Below are 24506 nucleotides of genomic sequence, written 5' to 3'. Positions count from 1 at the left end.
CCTGCGGGTTCAGGCGCGGGCAACCTGCGCCGGGCGGCGGCGCAGCGCTGCACCGGCGAGGCCGAAGCCGCCGATCAGCATCGCCCAGGCGGCCGGTTCCGGCACGCCGCTCGGCGGGGGCGACGCGAGCGCCGCCGTAAGCTTCAGATCGTCGATCGCCAGGCCGTGATCCGATCCGTCGACGTCGCGATCGGTCCAGCGGATCGCGAAGCCGCTGCCGTTGGCGATGGTGAGGCCGGTGATCGTCCCGATGATTTCCTTGCGGTTCGCCGCGGCATTGCCGTCGAGCGCGCTGCTCGCGCTGCCCGAGCCGGTGCCGTTCTTGATGCTGGCGAAGTCGAGCGCCTTGAACGCGGTCCAGCTGCCGTTCGACAGCGACGTGGCGTTCAGCGAATATTCGAAGCTCAGCACATCGGTCTTGGCGCTGCCCAGGCGCCACTGCTCACCGAAATAGTCGAGCGCGATCGACTCAATCGTGCCGCCCAGCGCGTTGGTGAAGAAGGCGCCGAACAGGATCGGGGTGGCATTACCCGAGGTGACGCTGCCCAGCGCGCGCTCGGTGCCGCTGCCGAAGGCATAGGCAGTGCCGGTGTTGGCGTTCGTGGTCGCATAGGCGTCGTCGGACCCCGGGGCGCTGGTGCCGCGCTCGTCCAGCTGCCAGCCGGTCGGCAGCAGCTTGCTGGTGCCGCTGGTGGCGAGGGTGTTGAAGTCCTGCGTGTAGGTCTTGGTGGTCAGCGCAACCTGGGCGTGCGCGCCAGACGCGGCGAGCAGCGTGGCAGCGACGAGCGTCGCGCCAAAGAGCTTGTTCGACATTGCTTTGGTTCCCCTAGTTCACAAACCGCCTGGGCGGTGGGACGGACCTAGAGGCCGAGTGTGCAAGGCGTGTGACGAGTATTAAAAGAAAATGAACCCTGCGCGGCGCGCCAGAGCGCCCCCGGCCAGCGACCGTTTCCCCGCAGCCCCCCCACGGCCGGGGTTCCCACACCCCCGGCCTTGGGCTAGGCGGACGCACATGCCTTCAACCATCAGTTGTGACGTCGCCATTGTCGGCGGCGGCCTTGCCGGCGGGCTTATCGCGCTGGCAATCCGGAAGAAGAAACCCGATTGCACCGTCCGGCTGATCGAAGGCTCGGCGCGGATCGGCGGCAATCACCTCTGGTCGTTCTTTGCCGACGATGTCGCGCCCGAGCATCGCTGGCTCGCCGCGCCGCTGATCGGCCATGGCTGGAACGGCTATGACGTTGCCTTTCCCGGCCATTATCGCAGCCTGCCGGCGCGCTACTATTCGGTCGATTCCGAGCATTTCGATCGCGTGGTGCGCGACACGCTGGGCGAGAAGAGCCTGCTGCTCGAACGCGAGGCGGCGGACATCACTCCCACTGCGGTCGCGCTGGCAGACGGCGACCTGGTCGAGGCCGAGGGCGTGATCGACTGCCGCGGGGTGGGCGACACCAGCGCGCTGCAGCTCGGCTGGCAGAAATTCCACGGCGCGGAACTGGCACTCACCGACCTCCACGACGTCACCCGGCCGATCATCATGGACGCGACGGTGCCGCAGATCGACGGCTATCGCTTCGTCTACTGCCTGCCGTTCAGCCCGACGCGGATGTTTGTCGAGGATACCTATTACAGCGACACGCCGTCGCTCGACATCCTCGCCACCGGCGACCGGATCGAAGCGTACGCAGACGCGGCCGGCTGGCAGGTCGATCGGGTGCTTCGCGAGGAAGTGGGCAGCCTGCCGGTCGCGATGGGCGGCGACCATGCCGCCTATTGGGCAGCCGGCGGGCGCGGCATCGCCAAGGCGGGGATGAAGGCCGGGCTCTTCCACCCGATGACTGGCTATTCCTTCCCCGATGCGATCCGCACCGCCGCGCTGATCGCCGACGCGCGCGACTATTCGGGCGAGGCGCTGCACCAAATGCTGTATGGCTATTCCCGCACGCTCTGGCGCAAGCGCGGCTTCTATCGCATGCTCGCCGCGATGCTGTTCAAGGCGGCCGAACCCGAGGAGCGCTATCGCGTGCTGGAACGATTCTACCGTCTGGATGCAGATCTGATCCAGCGCTTCTATGCCGGCCAGTCGACCTTCGGCGATCGCGTGCGGGTGCTTTCGGGCAAGCCGCCGGTACCCGTCGGTCGCGCGCTTTCCGCGATCTGGGGCCGCTGATGCGCCGCGCAGTCGTGATCGGCGCCGGGTTCGGCGGCCTCGCCCTCGCCATTCGCCTGCAATCCGCGGGCGTCGACACCACCGTGATCGAGGCGCGGGACAAGCCCGGCGGCCGCGCCTATTATTGGGAGCGCGACGGCTTCACCTTCGACGGCGGCCCGACCGTGATCACCGATCCGGACGCACTGAAGGAGCTGTGGCGCCTCTCGGGCCACGACATTTCGGAAGACGTGACGCTCAAGCCGGTCACGCCCTTCTACCGCCTGTCCTGGCCCGACGGAACGACCTTCGACTATACCAACGATGACGCGATCCTGGCCGGCGAGATCGCCAAGCTCGATGCCAACGACCTCGCCGGCTATCGCAAGTTCCTCGACTATTCGGCGAGCGTCTACGAGGAAGGCTATGTGAAGCTGGGCGCCAAGGCGTTCCTCGACTTCAAGTCGATGCTCAAGGCGGCGCCCGCGCTGATGCAGCACCAGGCCTGGCGCTCGGTCTATTCGGTCGTCTCCGGCTTCGTGAAGAACGAGAAGCTGCGCGAGGCGCTGTCGTTCCACACCCTGCTCGTCGGCGGCAATCCGATGGCGACCAGCAGCATCTATGCGCTGATCCACAAGCTGGAACGCGACGGCGGCGTGTGGTGGGCCGAGGGCGGCACCAACCGGCTGATTGCCGGCATGATCCGGCATTTCGAGCGGCTGGGCGGCACGGTGCGCATCGGCGACCCGGTCGACGAAATCCTGACGCTGGGCGACCGCGTCGTGGGCGTGCGCACCAAGAGCGGCTTCGAGGTCGAGGTCGATGCCGTGGCGAGCAACGCCGACATCGTCCACAGCTACCGCGACCTGCTGCGCAACTCGCGCAGCGCCCAGCGGACGGCGAACCGCCTGGTCAACAAGCGTTTCTCGCCCTCGCTGTTCGTGGTGCATTTCGGGCTGCGGGGCACCTTCCCCGATATCCCGCACCACATGATCCTGTTCGGGCCGCGCTATAAGGGGCTGCTCGACGACATCTATACCAACGGCGTGGTGAGCGAGGACTTCTCGCTCTACCTCCACCACCCCAGCGCCTCGGACCCGAGCATGGCGCCGGAGGGCCATTCGACCTTCTACGCGCTGGCGCCGGTGCCGCATCTCGGCAAGTTCCCGGCCGACTGGAGCGAGGTGGGGCCGATCCTGGAGGCGCGCATTCTCGCCGAGGTCCAGCGCCGGCTGATCCCGGACCTGGCCGAGCGGATCGTCACCAAGTTCCATTATGCGCCCACCGACTTCCGCGACGACCTCGCCGCGCATCACGGCTCGGGCTTCAGCCTGGAGCCGATCCTGACGCAGAGCGCGTGGTTCCGCGTGCACAACCGCGATGACGCGATCTCGAACCTGTATTTCGTGGGGGCCGGCACGCACCCCGGTGCGGGCATTCCGGGTGTGGTGGGCAGCGCCAAGGCGACGGCCGAGCTGATGCTGGGCGAGATGGCGTGAACCAACTTCAGCCCCTCCTCCTGGGAGGAGGGGTTAGGGGTGGAGGGATTCCAGAACGCTTGTTGGTCTCGGTGAGACACAGCCCCACCCCAACCCCTCCCCTGAAGGGGAGGGGCTTCTATTCCCTCCTTCGAAACCCCTCTCGCTCCCGGCCAAAACACGCTATCAGCCCCGCCACAGGAGCATGAAATGAAGCGTATCGCCGTCTATTGCGGTTCGGCCAGCCCGGCCGATCCGGTCTATATCGAAGCCGCCCGTTCCCTTGGCCGCACCCTTGCCGAGCGCGGCATCGGCGTCGTCTATGGCGGCGGTCGCCTGGGGCTGATGGGCGCGGTCGCCGATGCGGCGCTCGAGGCCGGCGGCGAGGTGATCGGCGTGATCCCGACGCTGCTGGTCAATGCCGAGGTCGCGCACCGGGGCCTGACCTCCCTCGAAGTCTGCGAGACGATGCACGAGCGCAAGGCGCGCTTCACCGAACTGGCCGACGGCTTCATCAACCTGCCCGGCGGCACCGGCACGATGGACGAGCTGTGGGAGGCGATGAGCTGGGCGCAGCTCGGCTATCATGCCGATCCGATCGGCCTGCTCAACATCGCCGGCTATTACGACAAGCTCGTCGAGTTCTGGGAGCATATGGGAACGGTCGGCTTCGTCCGCCCGCAGCACCAGGGGCTGCTGCTGGTCGATTCGACGATCGACGGGCTGCTGACCAAGATGGCCGAGGCCCAGCCGGTGGTGCCGATCGCGCAGCTGCGCCGCGAACAGCTGTAATGCGCTATCCCGGCCGCGATGCGATCGTCGCGACCGCGGGCGAATCGATCGCCCGCGGCTCGCGCAGCTTCGCGGCGGCGAGCAAGCTGTTCGATCCGGCAACCCGCGAGCGCGCCTGGCTGCTCTATGCCTGGTGCCGCCGCTGCGACGACATCGCCGACGGGCAGGACCATGGCCATGGCATGTCGGTGGTCGAGGACCCGCAGGCACGGCTCGCGGAAGTCCGCGAGCGGACCGCCGCGGCGCTGGCGGGCGAATGGGTGGGCGATGCCGCGTTCGATGCGCTGCGCATCGTGGTGCTCGAAACCGGCATGCCGCACCGCTTCGCCTGGGACCTGATCGACGGCTTCGCGCTCGATGCGGACGGCTGGCGGCCGCGGACCGAGGACGATCTGCTGCGCTATTGCTACCATGTCGCCGGCGTCGTCGGCTGCATGATGGCGGTGGTGATGGGGGTGGCGCCGGACGACGATGCGGTGCTCGACCGCGCCTGCGACCTCGGCCTTGCCTTCCAGCTCGCCAACATCGCCCGCGACATCGGCGAGGATGCCGGGGCCGGGCGCTGCTATCTGCCCGCCGACTGGCTGGCGGAAGTGGGGCTGACGGCCGAGAACCCGCTGGCCGACCGCAACGCTCTCGCCATCCTCGGCACCCGGCTCGCGGATCGCGCCGAGGGCTACGAGATCAGCGCGCGCGGCGGTGCGGCGGCCTTGTCGTTCCGCTCGGCCTGGGCGGTGCTGGCGGCGGCGGACATCTATGGCGGCATCGCGCGGAAAGTGCGCGCACGGGGGGCCAGCGCCTGGGACAGCCGCACCACCACCTCGGGCGGCGAGAAGCTCGCGGCGATCCTCAAGGCCTGGGGCGCCGCCCGCCGCCGCGCACCGACACCGCGCCCCGCGGGTCTGTGGACCCGGCCGCGCTGAGGCTCAGCCGTTCAGCGCGTTGATCGCTGCGTGGACCCGCGCCTCGACCTCGCGGCGGGGCAGGCCGGCGGGGATCGCCTCGCCGAAGTGGAAGACGATCTCACCCTTGTGCATCAGCCCCTTGCGCGGCCACACCGCGCCGCTCTGCACCGCCACCGGCACCACCGGCAGGTCGAGCGCGCGATACAGGCCGGCAAAGCCCGAGCGCAGCGGCGGCATCTCGCCCGGCGGCACCCGCGTGCCCTCGGGGAAGATCAGCACCGAACGTCCGGTCGCGCGCGCCTTCTGCGCCTCGCGCATCATCGAGCGCAATGCCGCCGCATTCGCCTCGCGGTCGACGACGATCGTGCCGTAGCGCTGCGCCGCCCAGCCCCAGAGCGGGATCTTGGTGAGCTCGCGCTTCATCACCGTCGCGGGCGAGCCGAGCATCCGGGTGAGTTCGAGCGCCTCGAAATAGCTTTCATGCTTGGCGGCGAACAGCAGCTGCCCGTCCGGCACCGCCCCTTCGATCCGCACCCGCGCGCCGACGATGTGCCGCACCAGCCATTGCAGCTGCCACGCCCAGCAATCGGCATGGGCGCGCAGCACCCGCGTGCCGAACAGCGCCACCACCGGCACCAGCAGCACCATCACGATCGACATGCCGTAGAAGAAAAACCGAAACCCCCAGGTACGCAGTGCGTCCATCAATCGACCCCCAGCAGGAGCGCCCCCCGGCGCACCAGATATTTGTGATATTCGCGCAGCAGCATTCGCCAGCCCGGGCGGCTGGGTACGCCGTCGCCGACGATGGTGACGTCGGCCAGCACATGGCGCAACTCCAGCCGGGCGCGCGTCATGTGCCAATCGGAAGTGACCAGCCGAATGCTGCGATAGCCATGCTCGTGCACCCAGCGGCCGGTCTCGTCGGCGTTGGAGCGGGTGTCGACCGCCTCATGGCCGAGATCGACGCAGCAGCGGAACAGCGCGCGATCGGCGGGGAACTGCGCCGCCAGCTCGCGCGGGCGCACCGTGGGATTGACCCCGCTGACCAGCATTCGCCTGGCATCCTCGCGGCGCAGCGCATCGAGCCCGCGCTGAATGCGCCCGGGGCCGCCGGTCAGCACCACGATCGCGTCGGTCGGATGCGCGCCGAGCGGCTTGCCGAGATTGTAGAGGAACAGCGCGAAGCCCGCGCCCCAGGCGACCGCCGCCAGCAGCAGCAGCTGGAACAGCCGGCGGATCACAGCTTCAGCCCCAGCGTGCGCAGCACGGTGAGCCGCGTCGCCACCGTCGCCAGCAGCGCAAAGCCGATCGGCAGCAGGAGCAGCAGCGTCCAGTCGATCGCCGCCAGCGTGGCGCCGCCCAGCACGTCCGATCCCAGCAGCGCCAGCTTGGTCTGGAACAGGGCGACCAGCGCAAGCGCCGCCAGCGTGCCGATCGCACCGCCGAGCAGCGTGTCCCGCGCGATGCGCCGCTGAAGCAGGCGCGCTACCTGAAGATCGGTCGAACCCAGCATATGCAGCACGTCGATCGTATCGCGGTGCGTGTCCAGCCCCGCACGCGCGACAAGCAGCGCCACGCCCGCGGTTGCGGCCGCGATCACCAGCACCAGCCCGATCGCCACCCAGAACAGGGCGGAGAGCAGCCCGCGCACCGGCGCAAGCCAGCGCGCGCTGCTGTCCACCCGCACCTGCGGCGCCACGGCGCGGGCGGCGGCGGTGACCGGGGCGGTCACGTCGCGCGCGCCGGTCACGTCGATCAGCACCGGCATCGGCAGGTCGGGATCGAGCCCGGCATCGCCCAGCCACGGTTTCAGCAGCGCGGCGAGTTCGGCGCGATCGGCCTCGCGCACCCGGGTCACCCCCGGCACCCTGGCGATCGCCGCGACCAGCGCCTTCGCCCGCGCGTCGCGTACCGTGACGTCGGTCTCGACCAGCTGCACCGTCAGCTGCCCGGCGAGCTGGCGATCGAGCCCGTTCGCGGAACGCGCCACGCCCAGCCCCAGCGCGCCGGCAAGCACGGTGAGGAACAGCATGATCGCCATGATCCCCGCCATCACCCAGCTGCGCTGGCCCTGCCCCAGCAGCCGCAGGTCGATCGCGGCACGGTGCCGGAAGCCGTTCATGCCGCCCCCGGCGGGTGGCGAAGCAGCCCGGTCGGGTCGATCAACCGTCCCTTCTCCATCCGCATCAGCTGCGCGCGCGGGATGCGGCCGATCAGGTGCAGATCGTGGGTGGCGACGACGATGGTGGTGCCCAGCCGGTTCAGTGCCTCGAACAAATGGAGCAGCCGGTCGGCCATCTCGGGATCGACGTTGCCGGTCGGCTCGTCGGCGACGAGGATTTCGGGCCGGGCGATCACCGCGCGGGCAATGGCGATACGCTGCTGTTCGCCGCCCGAGAGCGTCGGCGGCCGGGCGGTGACGCGCGCACTCAGCCCCACCCAGGCGAGCATCTCCATCACCGGCGCCTCGATCTCGCTCTCGCGCACGCCCGCCACGCGCAGCGGCAGCGCGACATTGTCATAGGCGGAAAGCTGGGGGAGCAGGCGGAAATCCTGGAACACCACGCCGATGCGGCGGCGAAAGCCGGGCAACCGCGCGCGCGGCAGGGCGCCGGCATCCTCGCCGAACAGCCGCACCGCGCCCCGCGTCGGCCGCTGGGCGAGATAGAGCAGCTTCAGCAGCGAGGTCTTGCCCGCGCCGCTCGCGCCGGTGAGGAAATAGAAGCCGCCCGCCGCCAGCGTGAAGCTCACGTCCGACAGCGTTTCCGGTCCGGTCCCATAGCGCAGGCCGACATTTTCGAAGTGCACGATATTGCCCATGCGCCGTGCGGCCCGGCCTCCTGTTGCTTGGGGTCGCTCCCGCCATCGCACAGGCCCTGCAACCGCTCAAGCCGCCCGCAAGCCGCTTGCTGGCCCGAATCGGCGCCGCTAGACTCGGTCGTCCGATGTTTCGGGCGGGTACCAGGGGGTTTCGGAATGATCTTGGAGTGCAGCCAGTGCGGGTCGCGCTACGAAGTACCGGATTCGGCGATCGGGCCGGACGGGCGCACGGTGCGCTGCGCGAACTGCAAGCATAGCTGGTTCCAGTCGCCGCCGCCGCTGGAGCTGACCGAGCCGGCGCCGGTCACACCATCGCCGGTCGTCGCGCCCGAGCCCGCACCGGAGCCCGCGCCTCTCCCGCGCAGCCTGGCGCGCGCGCCGGAGCCGGTAGCCGCCTATGATCCGTTCGACGAGCCCGCACCGGCCAAGCGCCACGGCCTGCGCTGGACGATCGCCGCGCTTGTCGCGCTGGTATCGGTGCTGCTCGGCGCCGCCGCGTTGCTCTACTGGAAGGCGCCGCAGGTGCTCACCCAGCTCGGCCTGCCGATCGGCGGCGCGAGCACGCCGCTCGTGTTCAGCGACAAGAACGTCGCGCTCCAGGCACGCCCCGATGGCAGCAAGCTGTTCATCGTCTCGGGCAAGGTGCTCAACCCCACCGCCAGCAGCCAGCACGTCCCCGACATCCGCATCCGCCTCGTCGATGCGCAGGGCGGCGAGGTCTATAGCTGGCGGATCACCCCATCGGTGCGCACGCTCGATCCGCAGGCGAGCGTCGAGTTCAACGGCGCCAAGGTCGACGTGCCGAGCGGCGCCAAGAACGTCCAGCTCAGCTTCGTGAGCGAACTCGCCGGGTGACGCGCAGGAGGCGGCCGCCGTTCAGCGCCGCCGCCGCCACCATGCCGAGGCCGGAGGCAAGCACCAGCGCCTTCGCGCCGAGCCCGGCCTGGACCAGCGCGAGGCCCAGCCCGCCGGTCACCAGGAAAAAGGCGAGGATGCCGTTGACACCGGCCGCGACCTGGTCACCGAGCGAACGCAGCGCATAGACGAACACCACCTGCACCCCGTCGAACAGGATGAACGGCGCCCAGAGCAGCAACATCGCCGCGGCCAGCGCATGGACGCCGGCCGGCGCCGGGAAGGGCGTCACGACGACGAGCGGCACGAAGACCAGGCACAGCGCCAGCAGCCCGGTCGCCAGCGCGGCGAGCCCGGCGGCGATGCCTGCGCGCCGGCCCGCCGCCTGCGGCACCCCCTCGCCCACCGCATTGCCGACGCGCACCCCCGCCGCCGATCCCAACCCCAGCGCGATCGCGAAGGTGACGTTGTGAATCGAGAAGACGATCTGGAAGGCATGGGCCGTCGCCTCGCCCAGCTGGGTGGACAAGGCGATGAGGATCGAGAAGCCGACCAGCTCCAGCCCCGACGCGATCGCCGGGATCAGCCCGAATCGCGCCAGCACCCAGGCCCCGCGCCACGTCTCCGCCCGCCCCCAGTCGGTGAGGTCGCGCACCCCGCGCGCCTCGGCGCGGGGCAGTGTCCAGGCAGCCGCGAGCATCCCGATGGCGCCGAGCGCCGAGGCAATGGCGGTCGCCGCAGCCGCGCCCACCGCGCCGAGCGCCGGCAATCCGAACGCCCCGGTCGCCAGCGCCCATGCCAGCACGCCGTTGATCGGCAGCACCGCGAGGTTGACCACCGTCACCCGCGCCGGCCGGCTCACGCCCTCCAGGAAGAAGCTGGTCGCGATCGTGACGAGCTGGAAGGGATAGGCGAGCGCCATCACTCGCACCACCGGCGCGGTATCGGCCACCAGCGCAGGCGCGACGCCCACGCCGGCCAGCAGCGGCGCGGCGAATCCGAACAGCACGCCCATGCTCGCCAGCCCGAGCAGCAGGCCGAGCAGCACGCCTTCGTGGAGCACCCGGCCGGTCTGGCGCAGGTCCCCGGCCCCGTCGGCGCGCGACACATGGACGAGGATGCCGGTCAGCGCGCCCAGCCCCATCACGATTCCCGGGAAGGTGATCGTGCGGCTCGCCCCCAGCGCCGCCACCTGGTGGCTGCCCGCCAGCCCCACCACCACGACGTCGGTCACATGCAGGATCGTCCAGTTGAGGCTGGTGAGCATTACCGGCCAGGCCAGCGCGAGCAGGCGGCGCGTTTCCGCGGCGAGAGGGGAAGCCTGGACCATGGGCCGGGGCATAGGCGCAAGCCGGCACGCAAGAAAGCTGCACAAAGCGGGTTGCCAGCCCCATTTGCCTTTGCTAGAGGCCGCCGCCTTACCAGCCGCTGGTTTGAAAATTCCGGCGGAAATTCACGTGCGGTCGTGGCGGAACTGGTAGACGCGCAACGTTGAGGTCGTTGTGGCCGAAAGGCCGTGGAAGTTCGAGTCTTCTCGACCGCACCATGAATACAGACAAATGGGGGCTCCGGCCCCCATTTTCGCATCTGCAACAAAGACGCGATATTCCTCCGACAATTCGGCACAGTTTTGCGACATGTACGTCGTACCCGGCGAACCATGAGGCGGGCCTGCGCGCCCGTTTGTCGATTCGAACAAGGGACGGAACAACGATGAAGCGACTGGGGGCCAGCCTGGCAGGATTGTTGGCGGGCGTATCGCCGCTGGCGGCACAGGCACAGACGACGGCGCAAGCGCAGACGGGCACCCCGTCCGCACCGGCGACGCCGCAGGCTCAGGGCCAGGCGCGTCCGCAGGGGGCCGCGCCCCAGCAGGCCGGCAGCCGCCGCGCCGCCCGGACCAGCGCCGCCGAAGATCCCTATACCGACGAGATCGTCGTCACTTCCAACCAGCAGCGCGGCGCCGTCCCCGGCGACATCCCGCCCGAGATCCAGCTCAACCAGGCCGATATCCGCGCCTATGCGGTCTCCTCGGTCGCCGACCTGCTGACCGAGCTCGCGCCGCAGACCGGCAGCGGCCGCGGCAGCGGGATGCCGGTGGTGCTGCTCAACGGCCGCCGAATCTCGAGCTTTGCCGAAATCCGCGACCTGCCGACCGAGGCGATCGAGCGCGTCGACATCCTGCCCGAGGAAGTCGCGCTGAAATACGGCTATTCGGCCGACCAGCGGGTGGTGAACTTCGTGCTGCGCGAACGCTTTCGCGCGCTGACCACCGATCTGGAAGGCAGCGTTCCGACCGAGGGCGGCAACAGCACCCAGGAGGTGCAGGCCGACATTCTGAAGATCAACCGCGATCGCCGCGTCAATCTCGACGTGAAATACCAGGGCACCACCGGGCTGCTGGAGAGCGAGCGCAACATCCTGCCGACCACCAGCGACGGCAGCGGGGTGAACCAGGCGCCGTACCGCACGCTGGTCTCGCCCAGCCAGGACCTGAACATCAACGGCTCCTATGCGCGCAACCTCAGCCAGAAGGTGAGCGCGACGGTCAACGGCACGCTCGAGGTGCAGCAGAGCGAGGCGCTGCGCGGCCTGCCGACATCGCTCGGCGCGCCGATCACGCTGTCGGCCGATCCGAGCCCGCTCACCGCCAGCAGTCGCACGATCACCAGCCATCTCGGCACCACGTTCAATGGCGACGGGCTGCCCTGGAGCAGCAAGTGGAGCTGGTCGCTCACCGGCAATTACGATCGCGTCGAGAGCAAGACCATCACCGATCGCGGCTTCGATGTGCTGGGTGCGGCGCGCCCGGCCGATCGCGGCAATTCGACATCGAACACCGGCAATGTCGATGCGCTGCTGCGCGGGCCGCTGTTCAAGCTGCCGGCGGGCGACGTCAATACCGCGCTGCGGATCGGCGGCTCGCTCAGCGGCTTCGACAGCACCGCGTTCCGCAACGGCGCGCCCAGCAGCGCCTCGCTGTCGCGCAACATCGCCAGCACCCAGCTCAACATCGACCTGCCGATCGCCAGCCGCCGCAACGCCGTGCTCCAGCCGCTGGGCGACCTGACGCTCAACGGCAACGTGGCGGTGCAGCAGCTCTCCGACTTCGGCACGCTGACCACCACCGGCTACGGCGTGAACTGGTCGCCGCTCAAGCCGGTGCGGTTCATCGCCTCGTGGACCAATGCCGAGGATGCGCCGACCACCGCCCAGCTCGGCAATCCGGTGATCGCCAGTCCCAACAGCCGCGTGTTCGACTATCGCACCGGCCAGACGGTGACGGTGACGACGATCACCGGCGGCAACCCGCTGCTCACCGCCGAGGAGCGGCACGTCACCAAGCTCGGCGTCGAGCTGCGGCCCTGGGAGAAGACCGACTTCTCGCTGCGCGCCGATTATGTGAACACGCGCATCCGCAACGACATCGCCACCTTCCCCGCTGCCACCGCGGCGATCGAGGCGGCGTTCCCCAGCCGCTTCGTCCGCGATCCCGACGGCGATCTGGTGAGCATCGACAATCGCGCGGTGAACTTCGCCGAGAACGATACCCAGCAGCTGCGCTGGGGCTTCAACCTGTCGCTGCCGGTCCGGTCTTCGCTCGAGAAGAAGATCGCCGCGCTGCGCGCCCAGCGCGAGAAGGAACGCGCCGACGCCATCGCCTCGGGCAAGCCGCTCCCGCCGGAAGGCCAGGCGCGGCTGTTCGGCCAGCAGCAGGGCCAGAACGGCCAGCCGCCGCGTTCGCCGTTCGGCGGCAGCCTGTTCGGTCCGCCGTCCCCGCCGCCGGGCGCCGCGGCACCGGGTGGCGCTGCACCCGGCGGGGCACCAGCGGGTCCGGGCGCTGGCGGCGGCGGCCGTCCGGGCGGCTTCGGCGGTGGCCGCGGCGGCTTTGGCGGGCCCAACGGCGCGCTCGCCGGCCGGCTGCAGTTCAGCCTCTACCACACCTGGTATTTCAAGGATCAGATCCGTATCCGCGACGGCGTGCCGGTGCTCGACCTGCTCCACGGCGATGCCGCCGGCAACAATGGCGGCCAGCCGGCGCACCAGATCGATGCGCAGGCGGGCTTCACCAAGGACGGCTTCGGCGCGCGGCTGGGCTTCAAGTGGCAGAGCAGCACCACCGTCTATACCGGGCTGAACAACACCAACCGGCTCGACTTCGGCGACCTCGGCACGTTCAACCTGCGGCTGTTCGCGGACCTCGGCCGCCAGTTCAAGCTGGTGCGCGACCATCACTGGCTGCGCGGCATGCGGGTGAGCCTGGGGGTCACCAACCTCCTCAACACCCGCCAGCGGGTGACCGACCAGACCGGCGCGGTGCCGATCAACTACCAGCCGGACCTGCTCGATCCCACCGGTCGCGCGGTGCGCCTCAGCATCCGCAAGCTGTTCTTCTGACGCCCGGCGGGCACGGCGCCGGTTGCGCGCCGCGCCCGCCTGGCGCATCACTCCCGCCGTACCAACCGGGGGGATGATCGATGAAGCGTGGATTGCTGCTGGCGGCATGGGCCGCCGCGAGCGTGCTGGCAGTGCCGGCGCGGGCGCAGGCGCAGGTGAGTGCCGACTGGGTGCGCGCGCACGAGACCTTCCTCGCCGGCGACGAGCTGCGCGGCCGCGGCAGCGCCACCCCCGACGAAGCGATCGCCGCGGCCTATGTCGCCGCGCAGTTCCGCGGTTTCGGCCTGCAGCCGGCGCCCGGCATGGACGGCTATCTGCAAAAGGCGGAGATCGTCCGGCTCACGCTCAAGGCGCCGATCACGCTCACCGTCGACGGGCGGGCGGTGCCCGGTGCGGTTCTGCTGGCCGGCGACGGCCAGGGCACCGAAGGCGTGGCACGGCTCACACCCGCCAAGGCGATGTCGAAGATGGCCCCGGCCCCGATCCTGCTCGTGACGGGCGACATGCCGGCGATGCAGCTCTATCGCATGGCGCGGGCGCTGAAGAGCCCGAGGCTGTTGCTGATCCGCGAGAGCGCAGACACCCAGGCGATGGTTCAGGCGCTGCACGGCGAACCGCGCCTGCCGGGCGGCCTGCGCAGCGTACCGCGCGAGCCGGGCCCCTCCCTCGTCGTCCTGCCGACGGCCGCCTTCGATGCGCTGGCGGCGGAGAAAGACCCCGAGGTGTCGCTGACCGTGCCGGTCGAGGAGAAGGTGGCGACCACCACCAACGCGATCGGCTTCCTGCCGGGCACCGACCCCAAGGCCGGGGTGCTGCTGCTCAGCGCGCACCTCGATCATCTCGGCGTCCAGCCCGACGGCACGGTGATGCACGGCGCCAATGACGACGCCTCGGGTACCACCGCGGTGCTCGAACTCGCCCGCACCCTTGCCGCCAAGGGCAAGACCAAGCGCGGCATCCTGTTCGTCGCGTACGGCGCGGAGGAAATCGGCGGCTATGGCTCGACCTATTTTGGCGCCCACCCGCCGGTGCCGCTCGACCAGATCGTCGCCAATGTCGAAGTCGAGATGATCGGCGCGCAGGATCCCAAGCTCCCCGCCGGCACGATGATGATGACCGGCTATGAGCGCTCGACCCTGGGCGAGACGCTCAAGGCCCATGGCGCGCTGGTGACGTCCGATCCGTATCCGGAGCAGAACTTCTTCCAGCGATCGGACAATTATTCGCTCGCGAGGAAGGGCGTCGTCGCGCACACCATCTCGGGCTGGGCGGTGGTGCCGACCTATCACAGCAAGGACGACACCGTCGCCAATATCGACATTGCCTTCATGACCAAGGCGATCCAGTCGCTGGTCGAGCCGCTCCACGCGCTGGCCGACAGCGGCGCCAAGCCGGAATGGAAGCCCGGCGGCAAACCCGAATGACCGAACGAGGTAGCATGACCACCCCCCATATCGTCGCGCTCGGCGGCACGCTCCGCCCGCAGTCCAGCACCGCCCGGCTGCTCAGCGCCGCGCTTGCTCGCGCCGAGGCGCGTGGTGCACGCACCACGCTGCTCACCGGCCCGGATATCGTCTTCCCGCATTTCGAGCCCGAGCATGGCGATACCGACGAGAAGGTGATCCGCTTCGTCGAGGCGCTGCGCACGGCCGATGCGGTGATCATCGGCTCGCCCGGCTATCACGGCACGCTGTCGGGGCTGGTGAAGACGGCGCTCGACTATGTCGAGCTGCTCAGCCGCGACGACCGGGTCTATTTCGACGGGCTGCCCGTCGGCCTGATCGCAACGGCGGCGGGGTGGCAGGCCTCGGTCGCGACGCTGCAGGCGCTGCGCACGATCACCCATGCGCTGCGCGGCTGGCCGACGCCGATGGGGATCGCGGTCAACACGGTGGAGACACCGGACGTCGAGACGCACTGCCAGGGATCGCTCGACGTGATGGTGGGGCAGATCTTCGAGTTTTTGGGGCGCTGAGGCGCGGGAACACCCCGCCAGCCGTCATTCCGGCGAAAGCCGGAATCCATTGGGGTCGCCGATAAGGCTCCTGCTGCAACGGCGTGGCGAATGGATCCCGGCTTCCGCCGGGATGACGGGCTAAAGTCCCTACTCGAACCAGTGCCGGCGCAGGAAATAGCCGGTGATCCCCAGCGCCATCGCCAGGCAAACCCCCACCACGCCCCAGAACGCCCAGGGTTCGTGCGCATAGGGAATGCCGTCGACGTTCATCCCCAGCAGGCCGGTGAGGAAGGTCAGCGGCAGGAACACCATCGCGACGATGGCGATTACCAGCGAGCGCTGGTCGAGCAGCTCGCCGCGCAGATCGGTGAGCGTCTCGTGGGTCAGCGCGGCGCGTTCGCGGATGCTTTCCACTTCTTCCGCCATGCGCGCGGCGCGGTCGGCGGCGGCGGAGAGGTGGAGCCGGTCGTCCTCGCGCAGCCAGTCGCCCGGCAGCCCGGCAAGCTTCTCGATCGCAGCGCGCTGGGGGTTGAGGAAGCGGCGATAGCCGATCGCCTGCACCCGTACCTTGTTGACCATCCGGCGCAGCTCGAAGGCGCGGTGGGCGGAGAGCTGCTCCTCGCAATCGTCGAGCGAATCGCCGAGTTCGGCGACGACGGGATCGAGTTCCTCGGTGATCTCCTGCGCGATCGCGGCGATCAGGTCGCCGGGATCCAGGATCTTGCCGCTCTCCACTTCCTCGCGCACCGGCTGGAGCGCGTTGAGATGCTTGCGCGTCACCGAGAACACGCAGCCGCCCATCGCGTAGAGCCGGATCGAGGCGAGCGGATCGGACGCCGTCGTCGCATCGGCGGAGAGCCCGCGCAGGTTGATCACCGCGCCGTCGCCCACCGCATCGCAGCGCGGCCGGGTTTCGGTCGCGGTCAGCGAATCGATGACATAGGGCGAGAGCTTGGCCTCGCCGCCGAGCCAGAGCTGGGCCCGCTCGTCATTGGTGGTGAGATGGATCCAGGTGAGCCCACCGCGCGCATCGAGCGCCGCGCGCATCGTCGGCTGCTCGACCTTCCCGTCCTTCACGACATAGGCGAAGCCGCTCAACCCGCCATCTCCAGCCAGAGCGACAGGCCTTCGCCGGGATCGGCAGGCGGACGGGCGAGGATGCGCGCGGCATCGGCACGCGCGCGGTTGAGGATGGCGTCGGGCACGTCGCCAAGATGGAAAAGCCGGTCGGCCTGCGCAAGCAGCCGGGCGTGGCGGAGCGTGAGATCCTCGGGATCGGGCGAGGTCAGCCGCAGCGTGATCAGCTGCGCTTCCGGCGCGGCGCCCTCGGCCAGCCAGCGATCGACATCGCCCTCCTCCGCCAGCAGGTCGAGCATCCCGCCCTCGCCCAGCGCATCGGCCAGCGCGCGGCGCCGGGCACCGGGATCGGGCCAGCGTGCCTTCATCGCGCCCCGGCTGCGACCCAACCCCCTGGCCAGCGCGCCGAGGCTCGCGGGCAGCAGGGCCTCGAGCCGCTGGCGCAGCGCCGCCGCGAGTCCGGCCGAGACCCCGCCGGTGCCGATGGCGATCAGCACCGGATCGCGGTCGACGATCGCCGGCAGCGTGAAGTCGCAAAGCTCGGGCCGGTCGACGCAATTGACCAGCACGCCCCGCGCCTGGAGCCGCGCGACCACGTCCTCGGGTTCGTCGAGCGCGACGATGGCGAGCGCGGCGGTGTCGCCCTCGCCCACCACCAGCGCGCCGGCGCGATCGAGCAGGCGGCGCTTGGCATCCGCCGGCTCGCCCTCGCCGACCAGGATCACCGGCCGCCCCGCGAGCTTCACGAACAGGGGCAGCGCGGCGAGGCTCACTTCAGCCAGTCCGGCACGTCCTCGGCGGCCATGATCTCCTCGGCGGAGATGCGGCCGGCGACGATGGCATAGCGGTCGCCCGAGACCAGCACCTCGGGCACCAGCGGGCGGCTGTTATAGGTGCTCGCCATGGTCGCGCCGTAGGCGCCCGCCGTCTCCAGCACCGCCAGGTCGCCGGACTTCACCGCGTCGATCTCGCGCGCCTTCACGAACACGTCGGTGCTCTCGCACACCGGCCCGGCGACATTGGCGACGAAGCGCTCGCCATTGGGCTTCACCGCCGCGAAGCCGTGATAGGCGTCGTACAGCGCCACGCGGGCGAGGTCGTTCATCGCGGCGTCGACCACCACCCACGGGTGGACCTGCCCCGGCTTGACCCAGAGCACTTCGGTGACGAGCACGCCTGCACTGCCGGCGATGGTGCGGCCGGGCTCGAACATCAGTTCGACATCCCAGTCGCTGGTCACCCGCGCGACCATCTCGGCATAGGCTTCCGGCGTCGGCGGCACCTCGCCCGGGCGATAGGCGACACCCAGCCCGCCGCCAAGATCGACATGGGTGATGGTATGGCCATTGGCGCGCAGCTCGGCGAGCAGCCGGCCGACCCGCTCGAACGCGGCTTCCAGCGGCGCGAGGCCGAGCAGCTGGCTGCCGATATGCACCGCGATGCCGTGCAGATCGAGGCCGGGCAGCTTGCCGAGCCGATCGAAGATCTCGGGCGCCTCGCCGATTGGCAGGCCGAACTTGTTCTCCGCCTTGCCGGTGGAGATCTTCTCGTGCGTGCCGGCATCGACATCGGGGTTCACCCGCAACGCCGCGCGCGCGGTGAGGCCGCGCTCGGCCGCCAGCGCCGCCAGCACTTCGCCTTCCTCGACCAGCTCGAGGTTGAACTGGCCGATCCCGGCCTCCAGTCCCTTGACCAGCTCGCGGCGGGTCTTGCCGACGCCGGAGAAGACGATGTCCTTGGCCGCGACGCCCGCCGCCAGCGCGCGCGCCATCTCGCCGCCCGAGACGACGTCCGCACCGAAGCCCTCGTTCGCCAGCAGCTTGAGCACCGCGAGGTTGGGGTTGGCCTTGATTGCGAAGGCGAGGTGGATGCGCCCCAGCGGCTTCAGCGCGTCGCGAAAGGCGCGGGCATTGGCCTGGAAGCGTTCGGTGGAATAGACGTAGACGGGCGTACCTACCTCGGCGGCGATGCGCGCGAGGGGCAGCGATTCGACGTGCAGTTCGCCGTCGATCATCGAGAAATCGGTCATGAGCCTCTGGGTGCGGCGCGAATGGCCGCCAAAATCAGTTGGGTGGCAGGTCGAACTCGTCGCTCCGCCGCGCTTCGGACGCCTGGATCAGGTCGTCGCTGCGCGAGGGGCGCGTCTGGGCGCGTGCTTTGAGAAGGTCGGGAGGCGTGGGCGTCGCCGCGGCGCCGTACGGCGCCACCGGCAGCGAGACCCCCGGCGCGGGCGCCAGCGCCTCGCGCACGCCGCAGCCGCCCAGCGCCAGCCCCAGGGCCGGAATGGCGAGCAGCAGTCGCTTCCTCATGATTCCTCCTCGCGACCCTTGCGGGCCGCCGCTATCGCCGCACGAACGCGCGACGGTGCCGTGCCGCCGAAGCTCACCCGGCTGTTCACCGATGCGTCGACGCTGAGAACGTCGTACACGCGGCTGTCGATCCGCGCATCGATTTCCTTGAGCGCTTCGATCGAAAGCTGATCGAGGCGGATGCCAGCCGCTTCGGCCTTGGCGACCGCGCGGCCGGTGATGTGGTGCGCCTCGCGGAACGGGATGCCGCCTTCACGCACCAGCCAGTCGGCCAGGTCGGTCGCGGTCGAGAAGCCCGCCTCGGCCGCCGCGCGCATCCGCTCCAGCCGGAAGGTCGCGCTCTCGACCATGCCGGTCATCGCCGCGATGCTGAGGCCGAGCAGGTCGTGCGCCTCGAACACCGGCGGCTTGTCGTCCTGCATGTCCTTCGAATAGGCGAGCGGCAGGCCCTTCATCGTCATCATCAGGCTGAACAACGCGCCGCTGATCCGCCCCGAATGGCCGCGGACCAGCTCGGCCGCGTCGGGGTTGCGCTTCTGCGGCATGATCGAGCTGCCGGTCGACCATTGGTCGGAGAGCGCCACGAAGCCGAAGGGCTGGCTCGCCCAGATCACGAATTCCTCGGCCAGCCGGCTGAGGTGCAGGCTGCACTGCGACGCCGCCGTGAGATAGTCGAGCGCGAAGTCGCGGTCCGATACCGAATCGAGCGAGTTGCGCGTCGGGCCGTCGAAGCCCAGCGCCTTGGCCGTCGCCTCGCGATCGAGGTTGAAGCCGGTGCCGGCCAGCGCCGCCGAGCCCAGCGGGCACAGGTTCATGCGGGCGCGCGCATCCTTGAGCCGCGAGCGATCGCGCGCGAACATCTCGAAATAGGCCATCAGATGGTGGCCGAGCGTCACCGGCTGCGCGACCTGGAGATGGGTGAAGCCCGGCATCACGCTGTCGGCATGCTGCTCGGCGCGGGCCAGCAGCGCGTCCTGCAGCGCGCCGAGCGCCGCATCGGCCTGATCGATCGCGTCGCGCACCCAGAGGCGGAAGTCGGTCGCGACCTGATCGTTGCGCGAGCGCGCGGTGTGGAGGCGACCCGCGACCGGGCCGATCTTCTCCGCCAGCCGGCTTTCGGACAGCATGTGGATGTCTTCGAGCGCCAGATCCTCGGGCACGCCGTTCGCGGCGAAATCCTCGGCGACCTGGTCCAGGCCCGCGCCGATCGTCGCGGCATCCTCCGCGCCTACAATCCCCTGCTGGCCCAGCATCGCGACATGCGCCTTGGAGCCGCGCAGATCCTGTTGCCACATTCGCTTGTCGAAGGGGATGGAGGCGTTTATCTCGCGCATCACCGCGGACGGGCCTTCGGCGAAGCGCCCTCCCCACATGGAATTGGAGCTGTCCTTGCGCTCGGTGATCGGTCTTCTCCTTCTGGGCGCCCTCGCAGTCGCGGGGTGCGATAAGCAATCACAGCCGTCTCAGCAAGCGAACGAAACAAGCCCGGCGTCAAACGCCGCTGCGCCCGCGCGCGGCGGTACCGTCGACCGCAGTCACAAGGGCGAGGCGGCACCGACGATCGCCTTCACCGACACCGCCGGCAAGAAGACGACGCTGGCCGCCTTCAAGGGCAAGCCGGTGCTGCTCAACCTTTGGGCGACCTGGTGCGTGCCGTGCATCAAGGAAATGCCGACGCTGGACACGCTGGCGGGCCGCGTCGGCGAGAAGCTCGTCGTGCTGCCGCTCAGCCAGGACCTGAAGGGCATGGAGGTCGTCGGCCCGTTCTTCCAGAAGAACGGCTACAAGCACCTCAAGCCGTATCTCGATACCGACACCGCGTTCAGCGTGCAGATGGGCACCAACCTGCCGACCACGATCCTCTACGATTCGGCCGGCAAGGAAGTGTGGCGCGTCTCCGGCGATTTCGACTGGGCCGGCGCCGAAGCCGCCAAGCTTATCGCCGAGGCGAAGTAACCAATCCTCCCCCAACTCGCCGGGGGAGGATTCAAAGGGCCGCCAGCACCCCGCGCAGCCAGGCTTCCGTCTCGTCCGCATGGGTCAGCGGCAGCATGTGCCCGCCATCGATCAGCGTGATGCTGCCGCCGACGATTTCCGCCGCGGTCCGCTCGCCGTGCAGCGCCGGATCGAGCAGTGCGTCCTCCCGGCCGTAGAGGATCGACACCGGCACCCGGATCGCGCCGTAGCGCGCGACCAGCGGCGGCATCGCCCGTTCCGCCATGCGGATTTCGAAGCTGCCCATCTGATAGGCGGACGACCGCGCCGACAGCACCCCGCCGCCTGCCGTGGCGAAATCGGCCGGCACCGGATCGGGCGCGAACACCGCCTCGGCACCGCGCTTGCCCATCGCCACCGCCATCGGCACCGCGATCGTCCAGGCGATCGGCGCGCGCAGCAGGGCGGGCGCCATCAGCCCGCGAAACACCGCCGGCGGCGCGTGGACGACCTGGGTGAGCGGCGCGATCAGCGCCAGCGCGCCGGGCACCTCAGGTCGCTCGGTGGCGAGCGCGAGCGACACCGCGCCGCCCATCGAATGGCCGACGACCAGCGGCTTCTCCAGTCCCAATGCCTCGATCAACTGCGCGATCATCCTGCCCTGGCCGGCAAGATCGGGGCGCGGCCCGGTGAGCCGCGAATGCCCCCAGCCCGGACGGTCGACCAGAATCACCCGATGGTCCTTCGCCATCCGGCCGGCGAGCGAATGGCTGAAGTTGCGCAGCTGCGCCATCAGCCCGTGGATCATCACGATCGCCGGCCCCGCCGCATCCTTCGGCCCCAGCTCGACGATGTGCAGCCGCGCGCCATCGACATCGACGAAGCGGCCGTCGGCCGGCACCATCTCCTCGGCCTTGCGGCCCACCCAGGCCGACCATCCAGCCAGCCCGAGAATGCCGATGCCTGCCAGCCCGAACGGTATCAGCATCTGCCCCTCCCCTGTTGATCAGCGGATATAACCGGTCTTGCGGAGAAAGGCTGCCAGCGACTGCGGGAAGGTCGCATAGTGGGTGTGCTTGCCCGCCGGGCAACCGTCGCGGCCCCACTGTGCGGGAGGCACGGTGCAGTCCTGCCAGAGATCGATGCCCTTCCGGTTGTAGTGGCGGAGCATCTGCCGCCATGCCGCCGCATAGCGCCCCAGCCGCGCCGCCGTCGCGACATAGGCAGCACAGCTGCCGTTGCGATAGCCTTCCTGTCGATCGAAGCAGCGCCTGCGGAACAGGGGCAGGTCCCTGCGGAAGACGGCAGCATAGGCGGGCGCACGCGAGACATCGATTGCCCGTCCATGGCGGACGGTAAGGACGACGGCAGGGCGCGGCGTGCAGGCGTTGCAGCCGAATGCGAAGGCGAACCTGCCGTCTCCCAGCACGAAATCGATGCGACCGTCGCCCGAAAGATCGCGCAACCGGCGCGGCAGCTCGCCCTGAAGTTCCCCCGGCAGCCACACCTGCCGGAAAGCGCGGCCGCGCGGGATCAGCAGCTGCTCGCGCACATTCCCCGCCGATCCGCCCGACTGGTTTTCGATCACCACGCCCGGCCGCGCGTCGCCCCGCTCGAACCGCACGACGGCTACGCGGTAGAAGGAAGACTGGTCATCGCCAAGCGCGCGATACACCGGCAGGCCGGGCGCCCGCACCGTCACCAGCGGCTGGTTGTTTTCCGGATCGTAACGACAGCCCTCGGTCTGCGGCGGCTTGGCGCAGGGCGCGGGCTCGATCGCGATGCGAACACCGCCCGAGATCCACGCGACCCGCCCGTCCCCGGGCTTCCAGGACCGAAAGGTCCCGGGCGGAACCGCGGCCTGCCCCGAGCGGGCGACAGCCGGCACGGCAAACGCCAAGGCGGCAACGAGTGCCGACACGAGCAACGACACACGCATGGATCCAGCGGCTCCGAGTCGAGGAACGCCGCAACTCTATCGGGCGCGCACGCCTCCGTCCATCGATGGAGCAGAACGCTTCGTCGCACTTCACTCCGCGACCGGTGCTTCGCCTTCCTCGCGCTCCTGCGCCTGCCGCGCCCACATTTCAGCGTAGATCCCGCCTTCGCGCAGCAGCTCGGCATGGGTGCCCTGCTCGACCACCCGGCCGGCCTCCAGCACGACGATCCGGTCGGCATGGACCACCGTCGACAGCCGGTGCGCGATGACGATCGTGGTGCGGCCCTGCTCGATCGATTCGAGTGTTGCCTGGATGTCCGCCTCGGTGCGGCTGTCGAGCGCGCTGGTCGCCTCGTCGAGGATCAGGATCGGCGGGTTCTTCACCAGCGTGCGGGCGATCGCGACGCGCTGCTTCTCGCCGCCGGAGAGCTTGAGCCCGCGCTCGCCCACCCGGGTGTCGAGCCCGTCGGGCAGTGCCTGGATGAAGTTCGCGATCGACGCGCCGCGCACCGCCTCGGCGATCTCCTCGGGCGTGGCGCCCTCGCGGCCATAGGCGATGTTGTAGCCGATCGTCTCGTTGAACAGCACCGTGTCCTGCGGCACGATGCCGATCGCGGCGCGCAGGCTATCCTGCGTCACCGACTCGATCGCCTGGCCATCGATGGTGATCGCGCCATCCTTCGCCTCATAGAAGCGGTAGAGCAGCCGCGCGAGCGTCGACTTGCCCGCCCCCGACGGGCCCACCACCGCGCAGGTCGTGCCCGCCGGAATGTCGAGGCTCAGCCCCTTCAGGATCGTCCGCTCCGGGTCATAGCCGAAAACGACATCGTCGAACCGGACGTGTCCGCCCGTCACCTTCAGCGGCGGGGCGCCCGGCGCATCGACCACCTCGGCGGGGGTGTCGATCAGGTCGAACATCGCCCCCATGTCGATCACCCCCTGACGGATGGTGCGATAGACCATGCCGAGCAGGTCGAGCGGCCGGAACAGCTGCGACAACAGGGTCGACACCAGCACCACGTCACCCGCCGACGCCGTCCCCCGGCTCCATTCGCGCACGACCCAGGCCATGGCGAAGCCCAGCATCAGGCTGGTGATCGCCGCCTGCCCGACGTTCAGCCACGCCAGCGAGTTCTCCGACCGGGTGGCGGCGCGCGCATAGGCCGCGACGCCATTTTCATACCGCCGTGCCTCGCGCTCCTCGGCGTTGAAATATTTGACCGTCTCGAAATTCAGCAGCGAGTCGACCGCATGCGCCACCGCGCCGGTGTCGAGATCGTTCATCTGGTTGCGTAGGGCGTTGCGCCAGTCGGTCACCTTGCGCGTGAACCAGATGTAGAGGACCACCATCGCCATCGTCGTAACGACCAAGACGGGTCCGAAACTTCGCCCGAAAATGGCGAGCACCAGGCCCAACTCCAGCACCGTCGGCGCGATGTTGAAGAGCAGGAAATAGAGCATCGTGTCGATGCTCTTGGTCCCCCGCTCGACCACCTTGGTGACCGCGCCAGTCCGCCGCTCCAGATGGAAGCGCAGCGACAGGCGGTGGAGATGGCGGAACACATCGGCCGACAGCCGCCGGGTCGCATCCTGCCCGACCATCTCGAAGACCGCATTACGCAGATTGTCGAACAGGGTGGTCGCAAACCGCGCGCCCGCATAGCCGACGACCAGCAGGATGACGAGCGTCACCGCGCTCCGGTCGCCCCCCGCCATCCGGTCGACGGCATATTTGAACGTATAGGCCGCGCCGAGCACCTGAACGAGCTTGGACAGGATGACCAGCGCCATCGCCCCGACGATCCGCACGCGCAGCATCGGCTCCCCGGCGGGCCAGAGATAGGGCAGGAAACGCCGGAGCGTCGGCAGCAGCGGCCGGTCGGACGTAC

At 69.5% G+C, this 24506-nt stretch carries 23 protein-coding genes and 1 tRNA gene; 10 read left to right on the top strand and 14 right to left on the bottom strand.

Features of this window, described 5'->3' with window-relative positions; all coding sequences use genetic code 11:
- Positions 1-9: 9 nt before the first annotated feature.
- Positions 10-813, bottom strand: coding sequence for a PEPxxWA-CTERM sorting domain-containing protein (locus tag QZ814_RS16825; RefSeq protein WP_294334437.1), 804 nt, complete (start codon positions 811-813; stop codon positions 10-12).
- A 199-nt stretch (positions 814-1012) separates the two neighbouring features.
- Between QZ814_RS16825 and crtY the strand changes: the two genes are divergently transcribed.
- The 4 genes from crtY to QZ814_RS16805 all read left to right on the top strand — a co-directional run bounded on the left by crtY (position 1013) and on the right by QZ814_RS16805 (position 5342).
- On the top strand, positions 1013-2170 hold the full coding sequence (gene crtY / locus QZ814_RS16820) for a lycopene beta-cyclase CrtY (protein WP_294334436.1): 1158 nt from the start codon (positions 1013-1015) through the stop codon (positions 2168-2170).
- On the top strand, positions 2170-3648 hold the full coding sequence (locus tag QZ814_RS16815) for a phytoene desaturase (RefSeq protein WP_294334434.1): 1479 nt from the start codon (positions 2170-2172) through the stop codon (positions 3646-3648). The genes crtY and QZ814_RS16815 overlap by 1 nt, the downstream gene beginning before the upstream one ends.
- 189 nt (positions 3649-3837) lie before the next feature.
- A complete protein-coding gene (locus QZ814_RS16810; RefSeq protein WP_294334433.1) occupies positions 3838-4419 on the top strand; it encodes a TIGR00730 family Rossman fold protein in 582 nt (193 codons plus the stop codon).
- The gene (locus QZ814_RS16805; protein WP_294334432.1) at positions 4419-5342 is read left to right on the top strand and encodes a phytoene/squalene synthase family protein; all 924 of its coding nucleotides are present in this window, start codon (positions 4419-4421) and stop codon (positions 5340-5342) included. Before QZ814_RS16810 ends, QZ814_RS16805 begins: the two co-directional genes overlap by 1 nt.
- A gap of 3 nt (positions 5343-5345) precedes the next feature.
- Here QZ814_RS16805 and QZ814_RS16800 read toward each other — a convergent pair whose 3' ends face one another.
- The 4 genes from QZ814_RS16800 to ftsE are packed head-to-tail and all read right to left on the bottom strand — an operon-like array spanning position 5346 to position 8147.
- Positions 5346-6029 (bottom strand): lysophospholipid acyltransferase family protein, encoded by a 684-nt coding sequence (locus tag QZ814_RS16800; protein ID WP_294334430.1) that lies wholly within the window; start codon positions 6027-6029, stop codon positions 5346-5348.
- A complete protein-coding gene (locus QZ814_RS16795; RefSeq protein WP_294334428.1) occupies positions 6029-6568 on the bottom strand; it encodes a YdcF family protein in 540 nt (179 codons plus the stop codon). Before QZ814_RS16795 ends, QZ814_RS16800 begins: the two co-directional genes overlap by 1 nt.
- Positions 6565-7449 carry a permease gene (locus tag QZ814_RS16790; RefSeq protein ID WP_294334426.1) on the bottom strand — a complete coding sequence of 295 codons (885 nt, stop codon included), beginning with the start codon at positions 7447-7449 and terminating at the stop codon, positions 6565-6567. The genes QZ814_RS16795 and QZ814_RS16790 overlap by 4 nt, the downstream gene beginning before the upstream one ends.
- A complete protein-coding gene (gene ftsE, locus QZ814_RS16785) occupies positions 7446-8147 on the bottom strand; it encodes a cell division ATP-binding protein FtsE (RefSeq protein WP_294334424.1) in 702 nt (233 codons plus the stop codon). The genes QZ814_RS16790 and ftsE overlap by 4 nt, the downstream gene beginning before the upstream one ends.
- 156 nt (positions 8148-8303) lie before the next feature.
- Here ftsE and QZ814_RS16780 point away from each other — a divergent pair, with 156 nt between their 5' ends.
- Positions 8304-9002 (top strand): zinc-ribbon domain-containing protein, encoded by a 699-nt coding sequence (locus QZ814_RS16780; RefSeq protein WP_294334423.1) that lies wholly within the window; start codon positions 8304-8306, stop codon positions 9000-9002.
- Here QZ814_RS16780 and QZ814_RS16775 read toward each other — a convergent pair.
- Positions 8974-10332, bottom strand: a complete 1359-nt coding sequence (locus QZ814_RS16775; RefSeq protein WP_294334421.1) for an MATE family efflux transporter — start codon at positions 10330-10332, stop codon at positions 8974-8976. The genes QZ814_RS16780 and QZ814_RS16775 overlap by 29 nt on opposite strands.
- Before the next feature lie 129 nt (positions 10333-10461).
- Between QZ814_RS16775 and QZ814_RS16770 the strand changes: the two genes are divergently transcribed.
- From QZ814_RS16770 to QZ814_RS16755, 4 genes are all read left to right on the top strand, one after another.
- A tRNA-Leu gene (locus QZ814_RS16770) sits at positions 10462-10548 on the top strand.
- 167 nt (positions 10549-10715) lie between these two features.
- Positions 10716-13400, top strand: coding sequence for a TonB-dependent receptor (locus tag QZ814_RS16765; protein ID WP_294334419.1), 2685 nt, complete (start codon positions 10716-10718; stop codon positions 13398-13400).
- 80 nt (positions 13401-13480) lie between these two features.
- Positions 13481-14824, top strand: coding sequence for a M20/M25/M40 family metallo-hydrolase (locus QZ814_RS16760; RefSeq protein ID WP_294334416.1), 1344 nt, complete (start codon positions 13481-13483; stop codon positions 14822-14824).
- A 14-nt stretch (positions 14825-14838) separates the two neighbouring features.
- Complete coding sequence (locus tag QZ814_RS16755; RefSeq protein ID WP_294334415.1) at positions 14839-15375, top strand: NAD(P)H-dependent oxidoreductase; 537 nt, start codon at positions 14839-14841, stop codon at positions 15373-15375.
- A gap of 129 nt (positions 15376-15504) precedes the next feature.
- Here the strand turns inward: QZ814_RS16755 and QZ814_RS16750 are convergent, their stop codons facing one another.
- Genes QZ814_RS16750 through argH form a run of 5 tightly spaced genes read right to left on the bottom strand, consistent with a single transcriptional unit; the run spans position 15505 to position 20116 of the window.
- On the bottom strand, positions 15505-16455 hold the full coding sequence (locus QZ814_RS16750; RefSeq protein ID WP_294334414.1) for a zinc transporter ZntB: 951 nt from the start codon (positions 16453-16455) through the stop codon (positions 15505-15507).
- Positions 16452-17207: an NAD(P)-dependent oxidoreductase gene (locus QZ814_RS16745; protein ID WP_294334413.1), complete on the bottom strand. Its 756-nt coding sequence runs from the start codon at positions 17205-17207 to the stop codon at positions 16452-16454. Before QZ814_RS16745 ends, QZ814_RS16750 begins: the two co-directional genes overlap by 4 nt.
- Positions 17204-18463 (bottom strand): diaminopimelate decarboxylase, encoded by a 1260-nt coding sequence (gene lysA / locus QZ814_RS16740; protein WP_294334411.1) that lies wholly within the window; start codon positions 18461-18463, stop codon positions 17204-17206. Before lysA ends, QZ814_RS16745 begins: the two co-directional genes overlap by 4 nt.
- Before the next feature lie 34 nt (positions 18464-18497).
- Positions 18498-18743: a hypothetical protein gene (locus QZ814_RS16735; RefSeq protein WP_294334409.1), complete on the bottom strand. Its 246-nt coding sequence runs from the start codon at positions 18741-18743 to the stop codon at positions 18498-18500.
- Complete coding sequence (argH, locus tag QZ814_RS16730; protein WP_294334407.1) at positions 18740-20116, bottom strand: argininosuccinate lyase; 1377 nt, start codon at positions 20114-20116, stop codon at positions 18740-18742. Before argH ends, QZ814_RS16735 begins: the two co-directional genes overlap by 4 nt.
- Between argH and QZ814_RS16725 the strand changes: the two genes are divergently transcribed.
- Positions 20115-20699, top strand: a complete 585-nt coding sequence (locus QZ814_RS16725; RefSeq protein WP_294334405.1) for a TlpA disulfide reductase family protein — start codon at positions 20115-20117, stop codon at positions 20697-20699. The genes argH and QZ814_RS16725 overlap by 2 nt on opposite strands.
- A gap of 31 nt (positions 20700-20730) precedes the next feature.
- Here the strand turns inward: QZ814_RS16725 and QZ814_RS16720 are convergent, their stop codons facing one another.
- From QZ814_RS16720 to QZ814_RS16710, 3 genes are all read right to left on the bottom strand, one after another.
- Positions 20731-21666 (bottom strand): alpha/beta hydrolase, encoded by a 936-nt coding sequence (locus QZ814_RS16720; protein ID WP_294334403.1) that lies wholly within the window; start codon positions 21664-21666, stop codon positions 20731-20733.
- A gap of 18 nt (positions 21667-21684) precedes the next feature.
- Positions 21685-22611: a hypothetical protein gene (locus QZ814_RS16715; RefSeq protein ID WP_294334401.1), complete on the bottom strand. Its 927-nt coding sequence runs from the start codon at positions 22609-22611 to the stop codon at positions 21685-21687.
- Between the two features lie 96 nt (positions 22612-22707).
- Positions 22708-24489 (bottom strand): ABC transporter ATP-binding protein/permease, encoded by a 1782-nt coding sequence (locus QZ814_RS16710; protein ID WP_294334478.1) that lies wholly within the window; start codon positions 24487-24489, stop codon positions 22708-22710.
- Between the last annotated feature and the right edge of the window lie 17 nt (positions 24490-24506).

This window comes from uncultured Sphingomonas sp. (assembly GCF_913777625.1).
In the GTDB taxonomy this organism is placed as follows: domain Bacteria; phylum Pseudomonadota; class Alphaproteobacteria; order Sphingomonadales; family Sphingomonadaceae; genus Sphingomonas.
This window is presented reverse-complemented; position numbering and strand designations above follow the sequence as displayed.